Raw genomic sequence first — 19,590 nt, 5'->3', positions numbered from 1 at the left:
GTGAACTCCCGGGCGAACTCCCGGGCGAACTCCTGGGCGGCGACCGGCCTGAGAGGGCCGGCCCCACCCGGCTCGACCCCGCTCCGCTCAGCCCGCCTCCGCCCGGTCCAGCACCGCGACCGCCTCGACCTCCACCAACTGGTCGTCGTACCCGAGCACGGAGACCCCCAGCAGGGTGCTCGGCACGTCGTGCGCGCCGAGGTACTCGCGGTAGACCTCCCAGACGGCCACCAGGTCGCTCTGCCGGGAGGACGCCACATACACCGTGGTGCGCACCAGGTCCGTGAGCGCGGCGCCCTCGCCCTCCAGCACGGTGACCAGGTTCCGCATCACCTGGTGGGCCTGGCCCGCGTAGTCGCCCACGGCCACCGTGCGCCCCTCGGTGTCCAGCGGGCAGGCGCCGGCCAGCCAGAGCGAGCGGACCGGCACATCGACGGCCGCCGCGTACGCGTAGTCGACGGCCTGGGTGAGCCGGTGGTTCCGGACCAGCCTGACGGCGCCGCTCACAGGTGCCTCGCTCACGGTTGCCCCGCTCATAGGTACCTCGCTCACAGGTGCCTCGCTCACAGTTGCCTCCCCCATCGGTGCCTCCCGGACAGTAGTTCGGTGCTGTCGGACCCATCGTTCGAAGCCGGGCCGGGACCGTCAATCGATTTACCGCGCCGCCCCGGGCGCCCCGGGGCCCGCCGGCTGGGAATTCACCTCTGCGGGTGATGGCGGCGCGGGAGCCCGAACCGGGATCCTGGTGGTTCGCCGACGACCGAGGGGACTGCCGTGCCGTTTCCGCACACCACCGGCGGCTGGGGCCGCCGCCGGCTGCTGGGAGTCGCCCTGGGGGCCGGTCTGGCCCCGCTCGGGGCCGGTTCCGCCGCCGCCCGCCCCCACGAGGACGACCCGGGGCTCTCGCTCGGCCTCCGGGTCGCCGCCGTGGCGACCGCACAGGTCGGCGTGCCGTACGCCTGGGGCGGCGGCGACCGGCTGGGGCCGAGCCTCGGCTTCTGCGACGAGGAGAACGGCTACCTGGACGGCCAGTGCCTGGGAGAGAGCACGATCGGCTTCGACTGCAGCGGCCTGTCGCTGCACTGCTGGTACCGGGCGAGCGGCGGAGCGGTGGAGCTCGGCCACTACACGGTCGCCCAGTTCCACCGCTCCGCCCCGGTCGACCGGTCCGGACTGCTTCCCGGCGACCTGCTGTTCTTCTCCCGCCCGGACGCGCCGCTGCACCATGTGGGCCTCTGGGCCGGTGACGGCGCGATGATCCACGCGGAACGCACCGGCACCCTGGTGGCCCGGGTCGAGGGCGTCCTCGACCTGCCGCGCTGGGCCGGCGAGTTCGCCGGTGCCCGCCGCCCGTTGCCGCTCGACCGCTGACCCGCCGCCGCCGGGCCTGCGGACGTCGGGCCCGCAGACGCCGGGCCTGCGGATGCCGGGCCCGGCCGGGTCACGGTGTGCCCGGCAGCTCCGCGTGGATCCGGGCGAGCAGCTCGTGCAGGACGCGCCGTTCCGTCCCGCTCAGCGGGGCCAGCACCTCGCCCTGCACGGCCAGCGCCTCGGCGCGCAGTTCGGCGAGCAGCACACGGCCGGCCTCGGTGACGGTGACCGAGAGCCGACGGCGGTCGGCGGCGTCCCGGGTCCGTTCGACGTACCCGGCGAGGCCGAGTCGGTCCACGACCTTGGCCATGTCACTGGCGTCGACCCCCAGCCGCCGCACGAGGTCCCGCTGGGCGTGGGGGCCGAAGTCGGCCAGCGCGGCGAGCACCGCCATGTCCCACAGCCGCAGACCGCGCCGGGCGAGGCGCTCGGCGAGGCGCGAGCGGGCCGCCTTCCCGGCCCGGGACAGCAGGTAGGTGCTGAGGTCCAGCAGGGACGGCGGGGTCGCCCGGCCGGGTGACGGACCGTCGGGAGCCGGCGCGGCAGCGGGAGCGGGCGCGGAAGGGGTGGAGCCGGGTTCCTCTGGGGGCATGGAAGAAGTCTAGGGTGCGGGCCTACAGTGGGACGAGACCCACAATTTCTGAGCGAGAACGACCTCGCCAGAACGACCCCGCGAGAACGACCCCGAACCCGAGGCGAGGAATCCTGACCATGGACGCCCTGTACCACCGCCTGCTCGTCGCCGACTTCCCCGCCTGCTACGGCTTCTACCGCGCCGTACTGACCCCGCTGACCGGCGCCGCCCTGGTCAAGGGGACTCCCGACGGCCCCTACGCGACCTGGGACCTCGACGGTCAGGCCGTGCTGTCGCTGTTCGACCGGAGCCTGCTGGCCGCGGCCGTCGGCACCGCCGCGCTGCCCGCCGAACCGGCCGTCGCCGCCCAGGACGACGCCATGCTGGTGTTCCGGGTCGAGGACGTCGGGCCCGCGTTCGACCTCTGCCTGCGGCACGGCGCCGACCCCGTCGTCGGCCCCACCGACCGCCCCGAGTGGGGGCCGGGGCTGCGCACCGCCCATCTGCGCGACCCGGAGGGCCGGCTGATCGAGCTCCAGTCGTACTGAACCGCCCCGGCCGCCGACCCGGGCCGGAACGACGACCCGCGGCGGACGGGCCGGGGGCTCAGCCGCTTCGGCGGCGCAGCATCCGCTGCGGCAGGCTGCCGGCGCTCCAGTAGCCGTCGAGGATGCGCAGCAAGCCCTCCGGGTCCCGCATCACCTCGGCGATCCGGTCGCCGTGGGCGTCCGCGAGCGGATCGCGGTCGACCGTGCGGCGGTCGGCGGCGGTGAAGGAGGAGGAGTAGGCGTGGCAGGCGGGGCACCAGAGGTAGTTGATCATCGACGGTCCGCTCCGGCCGGACTCCTCGTGGTGGTAGGAGCGCAGGCCCGCGTGGTCGCAGACCGGGCAGACGCGTTCGGTCACCGGCAGGTCGAGCTGGTCGCGGAGTGCCTCGCGGTGGTTCTCGTCGTACGGCCGGGCCATCGGACGGTGGTCCTCTCGTCAGTGCGGGTCGTGCGGGTCGTGCGGGTGGTGCGGGGCGGCACAGGTCCTGCGACCGGCGCAGGCCGTGCGAACGGCACGGGCCGGGGGGGGGGGGGGGGGGGGGCCCCGCCCGCCCCCCCCGCGGGGGGCGGGGGGGGGGGGGGGGGGGGGGGGGGGGGGGCGGGGGGTGGGGGGGGGGGGGGGGGGGGGGGGGGGGGGGGGGGGGGGGGGGGGGGGGGGGGGGCGGGGGGGGCCCCCCCCCCCCCCCCCCCCCCGCCCGGACCGGCTCCGGCGGCAGGGGCGGCAGCACCTCCAGCCGCCACCTCCGGCCGTCCACCCTCCACGGTCACCTTCCACGGTCACGCTCCACGGGGCTCTCGCCCGGCCGGGTGGGGCCTCGGTGGTGTCGGCACGGCAGGCGCGGGGCCAGTGGATACCTTGTGGCTTCCGGCCCGCTCGGGCCCAGGGCCGGACCGGACGAGGACCCGGGTCCTCACCTCCTCCTTCGGGCCCGCCCGCCCCGCCCGGCGCCCGTCCGACGCTGAGAGGTCCGCCATGCCCACCACGCGTGTTCTCGACTCGACGATCTTTCACCGGGAGACCGGCACGGGGCAGCCGATGGTCTTCCTGCACGGCAACCCGACCTCCTCCTACCTGTGGCGCCACGTCCTGCCGGGCATCGGCGGCCCCGGCCGCCGCCTGGCGCCGGACCTGATCGGCATGGGCGACTCCGGCAAGCCGGACATCCGCTACACCTTCGACGACCACGCCCGCTACCTGGACGCGTGGATCGACGCGCTCGGACTCGACGACCTCGTGCTGATCGGGCACGACTGGGGTGCCACGCTCGCCTTCGACTGGGCGTCCCGCCACCCGGGGCGCGTGCGCGGCCTCGCCTTCACCGAACCGGTCGTGAAACCGATGGCCTGGCAGGAGTTCCCCGAGGAGGCCCGCGACCTGTTCCGGGCGCTCAGGACCCCGGGAGTGGGCGAGACCATGATCCTGGACGAGAACCTGTTCATCGAGCAGGTCCTGCCGAACGTCGTCGCCAACGGCCTCCCGCAGGAGGACCACGACGCCTACCGCAAGCCGTACCCCACCCGCGACAGCCGCCGGCCGATGCTGCAGTGGGCCCGCTCGCTCCCCCTGGGCGGCGAGCCGGCCGACGTCGTGGCCAGGATCGAGCAGCTGGACCGGTGGCTGGCCGCCGACACCGACGTCCCCAAGCTGCTGCTGTCCTTCGAGCCCGGCCCCGGCACGACGATCGGCCCGGAGATGATCGCGTGGTGTGCCGCCAACATCGGCGCCCTGGAGATCGAACGGCTGCCCCGCGCCGGCCACGACGCCGCGGAGGACCAGCCCGGAGCGATCTCCGCGGCCCTCGCGGCCTGGGCCGACCGGCACGAGCTGCGATCCGGCCACCGGAACTGAGCCCACCCCGACGGCCACCGGGCGCGTGCCGCCGGTCGTGGACCGAAGGCGGCACCGGGTGCGCCCACGCCGACGGTGACCTCGCGAGGGCCTCGGCGGACCCGGACGTGCCGTCAACTCCGCGGCCGGGACGGTCACCCGGAGGCGTGGTCCGGCGGCGGTACTCGCGCGTACGGGGAAGGCACGGCGGTGCGGCCTTCTAGGCTCGCCGCCATGACCATTCCTTCCGAGCCGATCGGCAGCCTTCCCCGCCCCGTGGCTGTGGCCACCATCCGGAACAGCGGTGACGACGCGGCGCTGGCGAGCGCCGTGGACCTGGCCGTCCGCGAGAGCATCGAGCGCCTGGAAGCACTCGGTTCGACCGTCGTCACCGACGGCGACCAGGGCAAGGCCAGTGCCTGGACGTACCCGGTCGACGGAGCCGACAACACGGCCCCCGACGGCGTCGTCATCCCCTACGCGGACGGGCACACCCGCCGGCTGCCCCGGCTGACCGCCGGCCCGTTCCGCTACCGCACCCAGGCCGACCAGTACCTGCGGGCCGCGCTGAAGCTCGCCAAGGCGCCGGTGAAGCAGACCGTCGTCGCGCCCTCCACGCTGAGCCTGCTCTACCCGCACGACGGCATCGCCGGCTACTCCCGCGAGGCGTTCCTCGCCGACGTGGTCGACGAGGCGGAGAAGGAGATCCGCGGCTGCCTCCGGGCGGGCGCGCACAGCGTCCAGCTCGGCTTCGAAGAGGGCCGCCTCTCGCTCAAGCTCGACCCGAGCAGGCAGGTCCTGAAAGACTTCGTCGAGTTGAACAACCGGCTCCTGGACCGCTTCGGCGACGAGGAGCGCGCCCGGATCGGCGTCCACAGCGGCCCCGGCGCGGACCAGGGCTCCACCCACAGCCTCGACGTCGACTACGCGGACCTGCTGCCGGACCTGTTCCGCCTCAACGTCGGCACCTTCTACCTGCAGCTGGCCTCCGAGCCGGACCCGGACCGGGTCCTGCGGGTCGTCGCGGACCACCTGGGGCCGGAGGCCCGTGTCTTCGTCGGCGTCACCGACCCCCTCGACCCCCGCGTGGAGAGCGCCGAGGAGGTGCGCGACCGGGTACTGACGGCGGCCCGCCACCTCCCGGTCGACCGGCTGGGCACCTGCGACGACTCCGGCTTCACCACCTTCGCGGACGACATGTCCACCTCGCGCGAGACCGCGTTCGCCAAGATCCGCGCCCGCATCGAGGGCACCGCACTCGCCGCGAAGGAACTGGGCCTCGGATAGCGGCCCGCCCACCGGGCAGGAACCCGCCACCGCCGCCAGGCACCGACCGCGCCTCCACGGGCGCACAAGGAAAGGCCCAAGGTGTTCACCACCGTCCTGATGATCGAGCAGCCGCTGTCCGCGACGGACGTCGACTTCGTCACCAGCCTCCACGACGACCGGATGTCGTTCGTCGTCCTGATGCAGCCGCGAGGCGCGGAGGACCGGCTGCTGCGCGCCATCGACGACGTCGCACTCGGCGAGCTCGAACAAGCCGTCCAGGAGGGCGCCGAGCCCGAGGGCGACGCGGCCCGGAAGCCCGCCGCTCTCGCGCTGGAGCACTCGCTCAAGCGCCTGCGCGACGCCGGTTCCGACGCCGTGGGCCAGACCGTCGACGGCCATCCACTGGACCTGCTGCGGTCGGTGGTCGACCAGACGCACGCCGACGAGGTGATCGTCCTGACCGCCCCGCACCTGGTCGAGGAGTTCTTCCACCGGGACTGGGCGAGCCGGGCCCGCCACAAGGTCGGCGTCCCGGCACTGAAGCTCTACGCCCACGCCGACGAGGATTCCGAGTGAGAGCGGCCGTCCCCGTCCGCTGACCGCGGGCCCGGGCAACGTCCGCTTCCGCGCGTCCGACCCGAACCCGGCAGCCGGCCGCGTCCCCGACCTCACGGGTCAGACCACCTAGCGCCGGCTCCCCCAGGGGCTCCGGTCGTCCGGGGGCGTCCCGTCGACGGCTCCGACGAGTCCGAGGAGTGCGGCCCGCCCGCCGCGGCGCAGTTCCCGGCGCTGACGGGCCGCGCCGTTGCCGTCGTGGAGGAGGCGCCGCAGGACGGGCTCGACCCGGGAGGCGTCGCCGCTGCGGGCGAGTGCCGGGCCGAGGACGTCGAGGACGCGGGCGACGACCGCCGGCGGGGTGTCCAGCGTGCCGGTGAGCGGGTCGTAGAGCCGGTCGGCGCAGCCGTGGCGGGCGGCGTACCAGAGCGCGGCGGCCAGCGCCTCGGGGTGAGGGTGGGGGGCCGGGCCCGGGCCGGGGAGCGGACGGTGCCGGCGGTGGTCGACGAGGAGGGTGGCGGCGACCGCCCGGACCAGCCCGGTCAGCATCACCGCCTCGTCCACCCGGAGCTGGACGTCCATCGACCTGATCTCCACCGTGGGGTAGCGCTCGGAGAGCCTGGCCTGCCAGTAGAGCTGGCCGACGTCGCGGATCAGCCCGGTCTCGACGAGGCTGTGGACGCGCCGGCTGTAGTCCGTCGCGCCGTCGAACACCGGCGGTACGCCGCTGACGGGCCAGCGGCCGAAGACCACCGTCCGCCAGCTGGCGAAGCCGGTGTCGACGCCGTGCCACAGGGGCGAGTTGGCCGACAGGGCGACGATCAGCGGCAGCCAGGGGCGCAGGCCGTTGAGGACGGCGACGCCGGCACCGCGGTCCGGTACCCCGACGTGGACGTGCATTCCGGTGATCAGCTGCTCGTCCGTCAGCTGGGGCGCTTCGGCACGCATGGCCCGGTACCGCGGGGTGTCACTGACAGGTACGGGCAGGCGGTCGGCGAAGGGCGCCGCACCGCAGGCCGCCAGCCGGCAGCCGTGCACCCGGGCCGACACCGAGAGCGCGCGGCGCAGCCGCTTGAGGTGGGTGTCGACCTCCTCCAGGGTCCGGCAGACGGGGGTGGCGATCTCCAGCTGGGCCTGGAGGAGTTCGCGCTGCACCTCGGCCGCCTCGACGGCGGGCTGCAGGTCGGCCGTTCGCCGGACCTGCTCGGCCCGGGCCACGGGCACCCCGGTGGCAGCGTCGATGAGCAGGTACTCCTCTTCAACACCCACCGTGACCATGTCCGGCGGTTACCCCCGAGCCGCATGTCCAATCGTTGCTCCCGCGGGCCTGCGTCCCCTCTCCCGCCGGGGGCCGGCCGGGCCTCCGGCGGACGGAACGCGGGACGTCCGGGGGGTGGAGTCTCTACGGTGGAGACATGAGCATCGGTCTCCTCCCGAAGCGCAGTGTCGGCATCCGCTCCGCCGACGAGATCCAGGGCGTCCTGCACCGGCTGCGGGCCCGCCGGGACAAGCCGCGCGTCCGCGGTGCCCGGGCCGCCCTGCGCTGGGCGCTCGACCCCTGGCGGGCGCCGCCCCTCGCCATGGAACCGGCGCCACCCGCCGACGCGCTGCTGCGCCTGATGACACAGGAGCGCACCGCTCTCGCCGTCCGGTACGACGCGCACCGGTCCCCGGAGGAGCGCCGGCAGGCCCGCGGCGTCGCCCAGGCCCTCGGGTGGGTGCTCGGTTACAGCCCGGACCCGCCCGTCTGATCCCGCGTGCCGCCCGTTCCTCCGGGCCCCCGGAGCGGGAGGCACGGCAGGTTCAGCGGCGGCCTCCGGTGCGGGTCAGGACGGCGATACGCACCAGGAGCGGCACCACGAGGGCCCACGAGGTCGCCCACAGCACGACCCCGGCGGTCGTGTCCCGGAGCCGGCGGCAGGCCGGCGCGCGCACCAGCTGGTGGTCGCGGGCGGGATCGGACTCGATCCGGTCGAGGACGAGGAGTTCACGTGGGGTCAGTACGATGCCTCCCGAGCGGGCGGAAGCAGGGCGGTGGCCGCGGCCGTGTCGCACCTGCCCGGGGCGGGCCGTCCCGGACGCACCGGCACACGGCGGTGCGCGTTCACCGGTCCGGATGCCATTCGACGAGCATGACGGTGGCGTCGTCGCGCAGGTCGTGGTCGCGGTGGGCGAGGACACCGTGCATGAGTCGGCGCAGTGCCTCGGGCGCCGGCTGGCCGGTGGCCGTGGCCCGCACGACGGTGTCGATGAGGCGCTGCTCGCCGAAGAGGTCGCCGTCGGCGGAGCGGGCCTCGGTGACGCCGTCGGTGTGGACGAGGATCCGGTCGCCCGGCTGCAGGCGGGCCTGGTGGACGGGCACCGGCCGGTGGTGCCCGTCGATACCGAGCGGGGGGTGCACGTGGCGTTCCAGCGCGCGGGGCACGACACGGCCGCCGCGGATCAGCAGCGGCGTCGGGTGGCCGCAGTTGACCCACGACAGGTACCCGGTGGCGGTGTCGAGGTCGGCGATCACCGCCGTCAGCAGCCGGTCCGGGATCCAGCGGGTCAGCGTGGTGTCGATCGCCTCCGCGATGTCGGCGAGCGTGCCGTCCGCCCGGCGGGTCGAGCGGCAGGCCGCGAGAGCGACGGCGCTCGCCCCGCCGGAGGCGAGGTCGTGCCCCATCGCGTCGACGACCGTCAGATGGAAGACGTCACCGGCCAGACTGTGGTCGAAGGCGTCCCCCGCGACCTCGTACGCGGGCTCCAGCACGGCGCTGGACGTGACGGCCCGGGTCCCGATGGTCCGCGGCGGCACGAACGCCCACAGGAGTTCCGACTGCAGGCTCATCGGGCGGGTCCGGACCGTACGGACGAACACGTCGCCGAAAGCGGACTTCGACACGACGAGGAGCGTCACCAGGGACGCCAGGGCCCGGGCCCGCTCCAGCAGCCGCCCGGGCGGGACGTGGACGCCGACGCGCAGCACACCGACGCGCTCGATCCCGTCGACCAGCGGGACCCAGCCCACCCCCGGCGGCCCCACGACGGTCTCCGTCCGCCCGGTGCGGTAGGCGCGGCCCGCCAGGGTGCCGTCCACGTCGAGTGCCCCCGGCGGCTCCCGCAGCTCCGGGTCGGGCAGCGGCACCAGCACCCGCTGCTGCAGGTCCGTCAGGTAGACCTGCGCCGCCCCGAGGCCCAGCGCCCGCGCGGCACCGCCCACCAGGTCGGGCAGCTCCCGCGGCGAGATCCGGTGCGAGGACTCCAGCACCCGCGCCAGCACCGCCCCCAGCACCGCGTCACCACCGCTGCCCGGCGCCTCCCCCGCGCCCGGCCCACCGACACCCATACCGGCCACCTCCGCAGTGCGCACCGCACGTCCGCGGCACACGCGTCGGCTCTCGTCACCGACACTACGCCGCGGCAGGAACCCGGGCACCCCGGGCCGGGCAGGTCGGGCAGGGCAGGGCGGAGGGGCAGGGCGGAGGGGCGGCGCCGCCTCCCCCACCTGCTGGTTCACCCCGTTCCCGGTCCGCCCGGGCCGCCCCTGTCCGTGTCGCCCGTGCCCGTGTCGCCCGTGCCCGGGCCGCCCCTGTCCGGGACGGCGATGACGAAGCCGCTGCGGGGGCGGGCGATCATCCGGCCGAGGGGGATCGCGAGGTCCTGTTCGGGGACGGTGTACTCCATCCGCGCGAGGCGTCGGGACAGTGATTCGAGCAGCCCGACGACGACCGCTTCGCCGGGGCAGCGGTGGCCCGTCGCCGCATCGCCGCCGCCCTGGGGGATCAGCAGGTCCGGGTCGGCGGGGCGGTCGAGGAAGCGGTCGGGGCGGAAGTCGTACGGGTCGTCCCAGAGCGAGGGATCGTGGTTCTGCCCGTACAGGTCGAGGAGCACGAGGGTGCCCTCGGCGACGCGCTCGCCCCGGTAGGAGAGGTCGGCCGCCGCCCTGCCGGCCACGAAGGGCGCGAAGGGATAGAACCGGCGGACCTCCTGTGCGAAGGCCGCGGCGTACGCCGCGCCCTCCGTCGCGAGCCGTTCCCGGTTGTCGGGCCAGCGGTGCAGGGCGTGGGCGGCGAAGACCGCGAACCAGCACACCGCGACGGTCGGCCGGACGATGTTGAGGAGTTCCACCGCCGCCACGCGCGGCTCCAGCAGTCGCCCGTCCGCGTCGCGGTGGCGGGCGACGACCTCGACGGCGCAGCCGGCCGGGGTTCGGACCGAGCCGTCGCGCACGTCGTCCACGAGGCGGGCGAGCAGGGCCTCCCGCCGTCGGCGGGCCAGTCGGGCGCGCCAGTGGCGCGGACCGGGCGTGGCGAAGCCGTCGACCATGGCGACGAGGTCCCGGGCGAAGGGTTCGAGGTCGTCCTCGGCGACCGGGAGGCCGGCCCACCGGCAGACGCCTTCGGTGAGGACCCGGGCCACCGCGTCCAGCAGGACGACCTGCGGCTGCTCCGCCCAGGCGGGGACAGCGGAGTCCCAGGCCGTTCCGACGCTGTCCACGAGTGCGCGGACCTCGCCGGGATCGGCGAGCAGCGTCAGGAACATCGCCTTGCGCAGGCGGTGGACGGATCCGTCGAGCGAGTGGACGGCGCCGTGGCCGAACAGGGTGCTCTTCACGGGCTCGGGCAGGGCGCCGTTGCGGCGGACGTGCCGTTCGTCGTAGAAGAAGCGGACGGCGTCCGGTCCGTGCAGGGCGACCGCGGGCCGGCCCATGAGTCGGGCCCGGACCACCGGGCCCGGGCTGCGGCGGCGAAGGTCGGGCAGCCACGCGTAGCCGCGGGCCAGCAGTGGGAGCGAGCTGTCCATCAAGGGCGAACGACTTCGGTCCATGGCCTGCGGCTGCCCCGGGCGGAACCGCGGAAACCGGGACGGGCCCGATGTCCCCCGACGTCCCCCCGTTCGTTCCTGCCCGACGTCCCCCCGTTCGTTCCTGATTGAGGCCGGTCCGGCAGGGCAGGCGCCCGGGAGCGACGAGGAGGAGCCATGGACGACCTCCCCCGGGGTGCCGCCACCCGGCTGCCCGTGGGGAGCGAGGCTCCGACAGAGGAGGAAAAGTCATGACCACGCCAGATCCGGACCCCGCCACGAGTCCCGGCACGGACCACCGCGGCAACACGTTGCCCCATGACACCCCTCCCGCCGAAGGAGGCATCTTCGGAATCTCCACCCCGGAACCCGAGGAACTCCGCCATGCCTGGGGATCCTGGCCGGCCTGGCTGATCATCCTGCTCGCCGTGGCCGTGTCCGTGATGCTGATCGCCATGATCGTCGCGCTCAGCAGTTGAGCCGGTGCGCGTCCTCATGGCGCGTCCTCACGCAACCGGCCTCGCGTCACCGGCCGACCGGAAGCGCGCCGGACGGTCACCAGGTGGAACAGGCCGCCCTCCGGGTCGCTCACGGCGGCCGTCCGTCCGTACACCGAGTCGGCGGGCGGGATGACGAGGCGTCCGCCGAGCCGAACGGCCAGCGCCGCCGACTCGTCGACGTCCGCCGTCTCGAAGTACACATGCCAGCGGGGGCGCAGCACCGGCTCCGGCGACCCCTCCACGCCGCCGCCGCGGATCGCGGCGACGGCCGCTCCGTCCACCCGCAGCACCACCCGGTCGTGCTCGTAGCGCACCTCGTACCGGCGCGGGTCGCGCTCGTCCCAGGCGAACACCCGGCCGTGGAAGAGCGCGGCGGCGAAGGGGTCGGTGGTGTGGAGTTCGGTCCAGACGGGCGCGCCGGGGCCGTCCAGCAGGCGCGGCGGGCCGGCCGGTGCCTGCCAGATGCCGAAGACCGCCTGCCGACCGTCGGCGGCGAGGACGAGCCGGCCGCCGTCGAAGGCGAGAGGCCCCACCGCGACGGTGCCACCGCCGGAGCGCACCCGCTCGGCCGTGGCGTCGGCGTCCTCCGCGCCGAAGTAGGTCGTCCAGGCGACCGGGAACTCCCAGCGGCGGGCGGCCTCGGACAGCCCGGCGACCACCGTGCCGTCCACCAGGCCGTGCAGGTGCACCCCGACCACGCTCGGCACCTCCCGGAACGTCCAGCCCAGCAGCGGGCCGTAGAACGCCTTCGCCGCGACCAGGTCCCGGCTGAGCAGGCCCACCCAGCAGGGGGCGGCCGGTACGCAGCAGGGGTTCACGGCCGACTCGAGGGCGTCGGCTCCGGCCGTCCCGGTCGTCCCGGTCATCATCGCGGTCCTCCTTCGGTACGCGCGGCGCGCGGCCGGCGCCGGACTTCTTCGTGCTGGGGCGCTCGACGGCGACCGACCCTGTCGGCCCGATCTGCGCGGTCGGCCCGGTCGGGGCCGTCGGCCCGGTCGGCCCCGGTCAGCCCCGGTCAGCCCGGGGTGAGGAAGTCGCGGATCCGCTCGCCCAGCGGGCGCTCGGGCGGCGGCAGGTCATCGGCGGGGCGTGCGGCCGGGGGCTGGTGGCGGGGCCGGCCGGAGTCGTTCGCCCTGGTCTCCCGGGCGCGGGCGCCGAGCAGCCGTCGTTCGTCCTCGGTGGTCACGGCCCGCACCGCCGGAAAGAGCCGGGCCTCCTCGTCGTTGGCGTGCCGGGTGACCTCCTCGACGAGGCGGGCGACCAGGCGGTCGAACTGGGGCGAGGTGACGTGGGTGGGGCGCAGTTCGACCAGCAGTGCCTCGACCGCCTGGTGGTCGGCGAGTTCGCGCTCGACGACGGCCGGCCCGTCGGCCAGCCGGTCGCGGGCCACCGGGTAGAGGTGCTTCTCCTCGACCCGGGTGTGGCGGACCAGTCGGTCGGTCACCAGGTCGACGATCTCCTTGCGCTGCGGGTCCCCGGCGGGGATGCCGCCGAGTTCGCTGAAGTGGACGACCATCGAGTGGTGGTCGGTGACGAGTTGGTCCAGCAGGTCCTGCTCCTGGTCGTGGTGCACGGCTGCACTTCCCTTCGTGCGGACGCGGCGGTCAGCCCTCGATCGCGTCGGCGATCCGGTGCAGGACGCCGCCGCCGGTCGGACGGCGCGGCGCGGTCTCGCGGACCGCTCGCATCCGCTCGCCGATCTCCTGGATCTCCTTCCGGCCGAGCGAGGCCCGCACCAGCGGGAACCAGTCGCCCTCCTCCTCGGCGATGTGGCGCTCCACGACGTCGATCAGCACCGCGGTCTTCGCGTCGTAGCCCTCGTCCTCCGGGCTCATCCGGCTCAGCTCCTCGCAGAGCAGGTCGGCGACGTGGTGCTCCTCCCGGGCGCGGTCCATCTCCTCCGCCAGGCCGGGCACCTCCCGGCGGACGCGGGGGTAGAAGAGCTCCTCCTCCAAGTAGGTGTGGACGGTCAGCGCCTCGACGATCCGGTCGACCGCCTCATGCCGCGCCGCCCGGTCGCCCTCGGCCGCGTCGCCGCTCCCGCCTCCCGTCGCCCCGGTCGTCGCCCGGTACTCACGGAACAGCCGGCGAACTTCCTTGTGGTCCTCCCGCAGCAGGACGATGGCATCGTTCGACATCGCTGCACTCCTTCTCGAGGTCCCCCGCCCGGCAGAACAGGCCCCGCCGCAGGCCGGTGGCCCCGCCGGGGTCCCGGTAGCGGGCCTGCTGCCCGGAGCGGCCGCTCGGCACGGCCGCACCGGCCGCACAGGTCGCACCGGCCGCACAGGTCGTACGGGCCGACGTCGCCGCCGGCCCGGTCGCCCGCCAGGGGTCCGGTGTCCGCCATGCCGCGCGCCTACCCCACGGCCCGGTGGTCAATCCGCGTGCGGCGGGTGGCACCTCGATGGACGCAGCCGGTCCGGGTCCGGGCGTACGGGGTTATTCGGCGCGGGGACGGGAGCGGGTCGCCCACCGCGTGGCGGGCGTTTCACCGCGGCGACGGGTCGACGGGGCGAGGGTGCCCGCCGGCCGGGAGGCCCTGGTACCGGCGCCGGCGGCAGCGGCCGTTCAGCAGGGCCCACGGCCGCCGGAGCCGTGAGGAGGGCCGGTCGGCCGGCCGGATCCGGGTCCCGTCCCGGCGGACGAAGCTGATTTCGTGTCAACGACATGCCGGTGCCCTATCGTTGGCCCACGACGAGTCGGTCCGCGGTGGCACCGTGCCGGGTCGGTGCGATGACGAGGGGAGAGTCCGGTGAGCAGTCTCAACAAGGGTCTGGAACGGATCGAAGTGGACCTGTCGTGGGATCCGAGTCCCGCGGGTTCGGCGGGTCACGATCTGGATCTCGTCGCCGCGACCTACACCACCGTCGAGCCGCCCGGCGCCCCCGCCTACCTGGTCCACTTCGACAGCCGCGCTCCCGACGGCACGATCACCCTCACCAGGGACAGCCGCGACGGCAAGGGCCTCGGCGTCGACGAGCGCCTGGTCCTGGAGCTCGACCGCCTGGCGCACCGCTACCGCCGGGTGGTCGTGGGCATCGCCATCCAGCAGGGCGCCGGCCTGCTGACGTTCGGGGACATAGCGAACCCCGCGGCGAGGATCCGGAACGGGCGCGACGAGTTGGCGGCGGTGGACTTCACCCGCGTCGGCGGGGCGACGGCCGCGAGGGTCGCCGAGTTCACCCGGGACAGCTCGGGGGCCTGGGTGTTCCGGTCCGGCATCCACGGCTTCGACGCCGATCCGGAGACCTTCGCGAGGACCATGGGCGCCCGGTAGGGCGTCGCCGGGTACCCCGGCTCCGAACGGCGGCCGGGGGCGCTCGTGACGCCCCTGCCGCCGACCCCGGCCGGGAGGGTGGGAGGCCGGGAGGGCCCGTTCAGCGCGCGTGCCGCCAGCCGGCCTTGACGGCTTCCCACCGGGCGGCCTGGTCGGGGGTGAGGGTGCCGCGCAGTTCGGCGAGTTTGAGGAGCTGGGCCTCCGCTTCGGCTCCGAGGGGCTGGGCCTCGGCGTGGTAGTGGTCGGTGACGAGCGCGTCGAGTTCGGCGTCGTCCATGGCGGGCACGACGCGTTGGGCGATCCTGGCCATGTTGCGGTACGAGCCCTGGAGCAGGAAGGGCGGCTCGGTGCGGGAGCGGTCGCTCCGGGCGGCGGAGTGCAGGTATGCGCGGTTGACGGCGAGGACGGTCGTGCGGACCCGCAGGAGCTTGGCCAGGACGGCGGTCATCCGCTCGGTCTCGGCGGCGGACCAGGGCCCGGAGAGTTCCCGTCCGGAGGGTTCTCCGGCGGCGCGGCGCAGGAGGGTGTCCAGGTCGGCGGGTTCGGCGGTGGCGAGCGGCGCCAGGTGGGGGTTGGCGGTGAGGGTGTTCTCGATGAAGCTGAGGGCGAAGAGGTCGTCGCGGCCTGCGACGACGTCGCCGAGGTTCCAGACGTCGGCGCGGTTGGCGAGCATGTCGGGGACCCGGAAGTCCCTGCCCGACCCGGTGTAGGGGTTGGCGGCCATGACGACGGCGAAGCGTTTGCCGCGCAGGTCCCACTCGCGGGCCCGGCTGTCCCAGACGCCGTCGATGCGGCGCTGGGCGTCGCACAGCGGGATGAACCGCTGGAGGAGTTCGGGCGAGGTGTGCTGGATGTCGTCGAGGTGGAGCAGCACGTTGGTGCCGGCGTGGAGCGCGAAATTGATCTTCTCGATCTCGCGCCGGGCGGTGGCGTCGGAGGTCTCGGCGGGGTCCAGGGAGGTGACCCGGTGGCCCAGGGCGGGGCCGCTGACCTTGACGAGGAGGAGGCCGAGCCGGTCGGCCAGGTATTCGACGAGGGTGGTCTTGCCGTACCCGGGAGGAGAGACCAGGAGCAGCAGGCCGCTGCGGTCCGTGCGGGCGCTGTCGCCCGCTGTTCCGAGCTGTTTGGCGAGGTTGTCGCCGACGAGGGGAAGGTAGACCTCGTCGATGAGGCGGTTGCGGACGAAGCCGTCGAGGGGCCGGGGACGGTACTGCTCCAGGCGCAGCCGGACGCGTTCGGCCTCCAGCAGGCGGGCGCGGCTCTGCTGGTAGGCCCGGTACTCGGGGACCCGGGTGGTCCGGAAGTCCGCGGTCCGGGTGAGGAGTTCGTCCAGGCGTACGGTCAGGGCGCCGGAGCGGAGGCGGGGGTGGTCGCCGGCCAGTCCGGTCACGGTGGTCCCGACGGCGCCGTCGGCGAGGTAGCGGGGGAGGTCCGGGGCCAGGAGGGTCGCCACCGCCTCGGCGAGGTCCGCGCTGTCGGCGGGGTGGCCGGTGGCCCGCGTGAACGCTTCGAGCCAGGCCGAGGCCAGCTGGTGCCGGGCGGGCAGGTGGTCGGGATCGTCGGGGACGGCGGCGAGCGCTTCGGCGAGGTCCCGGGTGCCCGGATCCGCGTGGAACTCGTCCAGCAGGGCCGTGACGGCGGGCCGGGCGACGAAGCCGGTGGCGGCGTGGGCGAGTTCGGCCACGAGGTAGGCACCGGCCCGGGAGACGGGCAGGCCCGCCCGCCGGGTGAACCCGGCGATCCTTCCGTCGAGTTCGTCGGCGAGCGCGTCGAGGGCGGGGACGGTGCCGAAGTGCGCACGGGCGGCTCCCAGGGAGCGAGCCCGCGCCGCCCAGACCGTCCTGGCGCTCTCGTCGGCGCCGTGTGTCCAGAAGAGCTGCGCGGTGCCGCGGGCGGCCGCGGGGTGGCGCAGCAGGCCGGCACCGGCGTGCAGGGTGAGGAGGGCTCGGAGGACGGCGGCGGCGTCGTGGTCGTGGACGCCGCGCCGGTAGCCCTCGTCGTGGCGTTCTTCGGCGGCCCGGCGTACGAGTCCGGCGAGCGTGCCGCGCGCGGCTGCCTCGTGGAGGGCGTCGAGGCCGTCGGGCTCGGCGTCGAGCAGGAGGGTCGCGGCGAGGTACTCGGCGCGGTAGATCCCGGGGGTCTCGGAGACCAGCGGCTGTTCCCAGAACCGTTCGGTGGCCGCGTAGTCGGGGTCGGTGACGGGCTGGTGGTAGCCGGTGCCGGTGAGGGTGAAGGCCGGGTGGCCCTGCCGGTGGACGAGGGTGAGTTCGGGGCGCTGGGTGACGGTGGTGAACAGGTGGCGGCCCAGTCGCAGGGTGCCGGGGCCGTCGCCGGCCTGGTCGGCGCGGTCGCGCAGGGCCCGGTGGGCCTGTTGGCGGGCCGCGCGCAGACGGCCGGCCACTTCTTCGGCCCGTACGGGGTCGCCGAGGTCGGCCAGTTGTCCGGCCAGTTGGCGGATCTTGACGGCCATCGGGTCTGCTGCGAGGGCGGCGTCGATGTCGGCCGGGGACCCGAGGGCGGCCAGGCGCGGGCGGAGCGCGTCGAGGAGGCGGTCGGCGGAGGCGGCCAGGCGTCCGGTGCGGCGGGCGCGTTCGTCGAGGAGGTCCTGGCGGCGGGCGCCGAGCGCGTGGTGGATCTCGTCGCGGCGGGCGGTGAGCTGCTCGGTGAGGGCGGCATCGGCGTCGGCGAAGCGGGTGTCGAGTTGTTCGATCCGCAGCATCAGGCGGGTGAGCTGCTCGTCGCAGGCCTGCGGGGTGTCGGCGGCGGCCAGGGCGGCGTCGGTGGCCTGGGCGAGCAGGGCGCTCTCGGCGGCGAACTCGGCGGCGGCCTCGCGGGTGCGCAGTTCTCGGCGGCGGGCGTCGAGGGTGCTCCGGGCCCGGTTGAGCAGTCCGAGGATGTCGGCGAGGCGGTCCAGGACGGCGGTGCGGACGGTCGGGTCGGCCGGTTCGAGTGCGGTGACGAGTTCGGCGACGGTCTGCGCGGCCTCGGTGTGTGCGGCGATCCGCTCGGCGAGCGGCGCGGCTTCGGCGGCCGCGGTGAGGGATCCGGCGCTGTCGGCGAGTTCGGCGGCCTGCCGGTGGTGGTCGGTGAAGGCGTCGGGCTCGGCGAGGAGGTCGACGGCGCGCCGCGCGGCCTCCGCGGTCCCGTCGGCGAGTCGCTCGGCGAGGAGGTCGATGCGGTGGGTGTCGGCGCGGGGCACCTCGCGGAGGGCTTCGACCTGTCCCCGGGTGCGGTGCAGGTCGGCGAGTTCGGCGATCCGTTCGGCGGCGGTGAGGGCCCCGCTCCGGGTGCGGCGCAGCAGGCCGTCGACGTGCTCGGCGGTCCGGGTGATCTGCTCCGCCGCGTGGGCGGTGAGCCCGGCGACGGTCTCGTGTTCGGTGATGGCCTGGCGTGCCGTCGCGCGGATGTCGGCGAGTGGCGCGTGGAGGTCGCCGAGGCCGGGCTCCGCCAGCCAGTGGTGCCGGTCGGTGGTGCGTGTGCTCGCCGCGAGGACGGCCCGGTAGCCGGCGGTGGTGTCGGTGCGGGCGGTGGCCAGGCGGGCGAGGGCGAGGCAGTCGGCCAGGCCGCGGACCAGGTCGGGGTTGCCGATCCGGGCGAGCGGGCCGGGTCCGGCCGGTCGGGCGGCGGCGTGCCGTTCGCCGGTGAACGGGGTCCGCCAGGTCTGCACGGGGTGCAGCCGGGCCGGGCCGTCCGCGGTGTGCGGGGCGATGAGCGTGCCGTCGTCGAGCAGTGCGTAGCCCTGGCAGAGCAGGGGCGCGGCGGCTTCCTGGCGGACGCTGTTGTAGGGGAGCAGCAGGGTGCGCCCGTCGACGGGGTCGCGGAAGGCGAACAGGGTGTCCTCGCCGTTGGGCGAGGCGATCGTCCGTTCGTGGCGCAGGCCGGCGGTCGGCCGGTCGAAGACGCGGTGGGTGCCGTCGGTGAGGACGTAGCCGCCGGGGAAGACCAGGCCCTGGTCGGCGGGCAGCCGCAGGCAGGACTGGCCGAGGGCGTCGACGCGGACCGTGCGGCCGGTGGGCAGGTGGCAGACCAGGTGGCGGACCGTCTCCTCGCGGTAGGGCCTGATCCGCACCAGCAGCAGGGTGTCGAGGCGGCCGTGGGCGACCTCGGAGTCGGCGAGGGCCTGGAGCGGCTCATCCAGCGGCTCCTCGTGGACGGTGCGCCCGGCCGGGGTCGCCAGGCGCAGGGTGCCGCCGTCGGTGGAGAGCAGGAGTTCGCCCGCGAGGGACACGGCGGGCGGGCGGCCCTGGCGGTGGTCGGCGCGGGTGGTCCCGGTCCAGTCGAGCTGCCGGCCGTCCGCCGGGGCGTGGTCGCGTTCGCCCCGGGCGTCCAGGTAGGCGGGGGTGCCGTCGGCGGCCAGGTCCCAGCGCAGGACCCGCAGGTCGCCGGCGGCCGGTCCGGTGCGGAAGAGCGCCAGGAGCCGGCCGTCGACGAGCCGGAGCTGTTCGAGGCGGGCGTCGCGGTAGTAGCGGTGCAGTTCGTCGAGGTCCTGCCGCAGGCGCGGGTCGTCGAGCAGGCCGGGCAGTGCCCCGGTGGGCGCCTCGGTCAGGTCGGGGCGGTGGAGGGTGAGGATGTCGTCGAGGCGGGCGTCGCCGGCGGTGTGCTGCCACCCGGCCAGGAGCAGGCCGCCGACCGCCGCCACGTCGCGCAGGGCGAGCGGCTTCGGGGCGGTGAGCCGTCCGGTGCCGGCCAGCGTCGACCCGCCGCCGCCGAACTCCGCCACCCGGCGGGCGTTGAGGGCCTGTGCCCGCTCGGCCAGGTCGGAGGCGGCGCGGCGCAGCCGGGCGCGCAGCAGCTCGTACGTGCCGTCGTCGACGACGTCCTCGGTCACCGGTTCGCTCCCCTGCTTCTGCTGCTTCTTCGCGTGGTTCTGCTACTTCTTCGCG

19 protein-coding genes are annotated in these 19,590 nt (G+C 75.2%); 8 read left to right on the top strand and 11 right to left on the bottom strand.

Annotated features, from left to right (window positions below; all coding sequences use genetic code 11):
* Positions 1-87: 87 nt before the first annotated feature.
* A complete protein-coding gene (locus SM793_RS04460) occupies positions 88-507 on the bottom strand; it encodes a RidA family protein (protein WP_320436698.1) in 420 nt (139 codons plus the stop codon).
* Between the two features lie 267 nt (positions 508-774).
* Between SM793_RS04460 and SM793_RS04455 the strand changes: the two genes are divergently transcribed.
* Entirely contained in the window at positions 775-1,371 is a 597-nt protein-coding gene (locus tag SM793_RS04455; protein ID WP_320436658.1) for a C40 family peptidase, read from the top strand.
* 70 nt (positions 1,372-1,441) lie between these two features.
* On the opposite strand, the gene SM793_RS04450 is transcribed toward SM793_RS04455, so the two are convergent.
* Positions 1,442-1,963 (bottom strand): MarR family winged helix-turn-helix transcriptional regulator, encoded by a 522-nt coding sequence (locus tag SM793_RS04450; RefSeq protein ID WP_320436657.1) that lies wholly within the window; start codon positions 1,961-1,963, stop codon positions 1,442-1,444.
* A 119-nt stretch (positions 1,964-2,082) separates the two neighbouring features.
* On the opposite strand from SM793_RS04450, the gene SM793_RS04445 reads away from it, so the two are divergent.
* Complete coding sequence (locus SM793_RS04445; RefSeq protein WP_320436656.1) at positions 2,083-2,493, top strand: VOC family protein; 411 nt, start codon at positions 2,083-2,085, stop codon at positions 2,491-2,493.
* Between the two features lie 58 nt (positions 2,494-2,551).
* On the opposite strand, the gene SM793_RS04440 is transcribed toward SM793_RS04445, so the two are convergent.
* Positions 2,552-2,911: a hypothetical protein gene (locus SM793_RS04440; protein WP_320436655.1), complete on the bottom strand. Its 360-nt coding sequence runs from the start codon at positions 2,909-2,911 to the stop codon at positions 2,552-2,554.
* Between SM793_RS04440 and SM793_RS36330 the strand changes: the two genes are divergently transcribed.
* From SM793_RS36330 to SM793_RS04425, 3 genes are all read left to right on the top strand, one after another.
* Complete coding sequence (locus SM793_RS36330; RefSeq protein ID WP_413815873.1) at positions 2,795-4,342, top strand: haloalkane dehalogenase; 1,548 nt, start codon at positions 2,795-2,797, stop codon at positions 4,340-4,342. The genes SM793_RS04440 and SM793_RS36330 overlap by 117 nt on opposite strands.
* 213 nt (positions 4,343-4,555) lie before the next feature.
* Positions 4,556-5,608 carry a 5-methyltetrahydropteroyltriglutamate--homocysteine methyltransferase gene (locus SM793_RS04430; RefSeq protein WP_320436654.1) on the top strand — a complete coding sequence of 351 codons (1,053 nt, stop codon included), beginning with the start codon at positions 4,556-4,558 and terminating at the stop codon, positions 5,606-5,608.
* An 81-nt stretch (positions 5,609-5,689) separates the two neighbouring features.
* Complete coding sequence (locus SM793_RS04425; protein ID WP_320436653.1) at positions 5,690-6,166, top strand: indole-3-glycerol phosphate synthase; 477 nt, start codon at positions 5,690-5,692, stop codon at positions 6,164-6,166.
* A gap of 108 nt (positions 6,167-6,274) precedes the next feature.
* Here the strand turns inward: SM793_RS04425 and SM793_RS04420 are convergent, their stop codons facing one another.
* Positions 6,275-7,423 carry a glutamate--cysteine ligase gene (locus SM793_RS04420; protein ID WP_320436652.1) on the bottom strand — a complete coding sequence of 383 codons (1,149 nt, stop codon included), beginning with the start codon at positions 7,421-7,423 and terminating at the stop codon, positions 6,275-6,277.
* Positions 7,424-7,560: 137 nt separating this feature from the next.
* Here SM793_RS04420 and SM793_RS04415 point away from each other — a divergent pair, with 137 nt between their 5' ends.
* Positions 7,561-7,896, top strand: a complete 336-nt coding sequence (locus SM793_RS04415) for a hypothetical protein (RefSeq protein ID WP_320436651.1) — start codon at positions 7,561-7,563, stop codon at positions 7,894-7,896.
* 52 nt (positions 7,897-7,948) lie between these two features.
* On the opposite strand, the gene SM793_RS04410 is transcribed toward SM793_RS04415, so the two are convergent.
* The 3 genes from SM793_RS04410 to SM793_RS04400 form a co-directional block, all read right to left on the bottom strand.
* On the bottom strand, positions 7,949-8,200 hold the full coding sequence (locus SM793_RS04410; protein ID WP_320436650.1) for a hypothetical protein: 252 nt from the start codon (positions 8,198-8,200) through the stop codon (positions 7,949-7,951).
* 49 nt (positions 8,201-8,249) lie between these two features.
* Entirely contained in the window at positions 8,250-9,473 is a 1,224-nt protein-coding gene (locus SM793_RS04405) for a PP2C family protein-serine/threonine phosphatase (protein WP_320436649.1), read from the bottom strand.
* Positions 9,474-9,640: 167 nt separating this feature from the next.
* The gene (locus tag SM793_RS04400; protein WP_320436648.1) at positions 9,641-10,930 is read right to left on the bottom strand and encodes a cytochrome P450; all 1,290 of its coding nucleotides are present in this window, start codon (positions 10,928-10,930) and stop codon (positions 9,641-9,643) included.
* A 251-nt stretch (positions 10,931-11,181) separates the two neighbouring features.
* Here SM793_RS04400 and SM793_RS04395 point away from each other — a divergent pair, with 251 nt between their 5' ends.
* On the top strand, positions 11,182-11,409 hold the full coding sequence (locus SM793_RS04395; protein WP_320436647.1) for a DUF6480 family protein: 228 nt from the start codon (positions 11,182-11,184) through the stop codon (positions 11,407-11,409).
* Between the two features lie 14 nt (positions 11,410-11,423).
* Here SM793_RS04395 and SM793_RS04390 read toward each other — a convergent pair whose 3' ends face one another.
* The 3 genes from SM793_RS04390 to SM793_RS04380 form a co-directional block, all read right to left on the bottom strand.
* Positions 11,424-12,296: a VOC family protein gene (locus SM793_RS04390; protein ID WP_320436646.1), complete on the bottom strand. Its 873-nt coding sequence runs from the start codon at positions 12,294-12,296 to the stop codon at positions 11,424-11,426.
* A gap of 149 nt (positions 12,297-12,445) precedes the next feature.
* Positions 12,446-13,003 carry a hemerythrin domain-containing protein gene (locus SM793_RS04385; RefSeq protein ID WP_320436645.1) on the bottom strand — a complete coding sequence of 186 codons (558 nt, stop codon included), beginning with the start codon at positions 13,001-13,003 and terminating at the stop codon, positions 12,446-12,448.
* Between the two features lie 31 nt (positions 13,004-13,034).
* A complete protein-coding gene (locus SM793_RS04380) occupies positions 13,035-13,568 on the bottom strand; it encodes a hemerythrin domain-containing protein (protein WP_320436644.1) in 534 nt (177 codons plus the stop codon).
* Between the two features lie 614 nt (positions 13,569-14,182).
* Between SM793_RS04380 and SM793_RS04375 the strand changes: the two genes are divergently transcribed.
* Positions 14,183-14,707 (top strand): TerD family protein, encoded by a 525-nt coding sequence (locus SM793_RS04375; protein WP_320436643.1) that lies wholly within the window; start codon positions 14,183-14,185, stop codon positions 14,705-14,707.
* Positions 14,708-14,807: 100 nt separating this feature from the next.
* Here SM793_RS04375 and SM793_RS04370 read toward each other — a convergent pair whose 3' ends face one another.
* Positions 14,808-19,535 carry a DNA repair ATPase gene (locus SM793_RS04370; RefSeq protein ID WP_320436642.1) on the bottom strand — a complete coding sequence of 1,576 codons (4,728 nt, stop codon included), beginning with the start codon at positions 19,533-19,535 and terminating at the stop codon, positions 14,808-14,810.
* Positions 19,536-19,590: the final 55 nt, after the last annotated feature.

Origin of the sequence: Kitasatospora purpeofusca (genome assembly GCF_034043715.1) — a bacterium.
Classification (GTDB): domain Bacteria; phylum Actinomycetota; class Actinomycetes; order Streptomycetales; family Streptomycetaceae; genus Kitasatospora; species Kitasatospora purpeofusca_A.
This window is presented reverse-complemented; position numbering and strand designations above follow the sequence as displayed.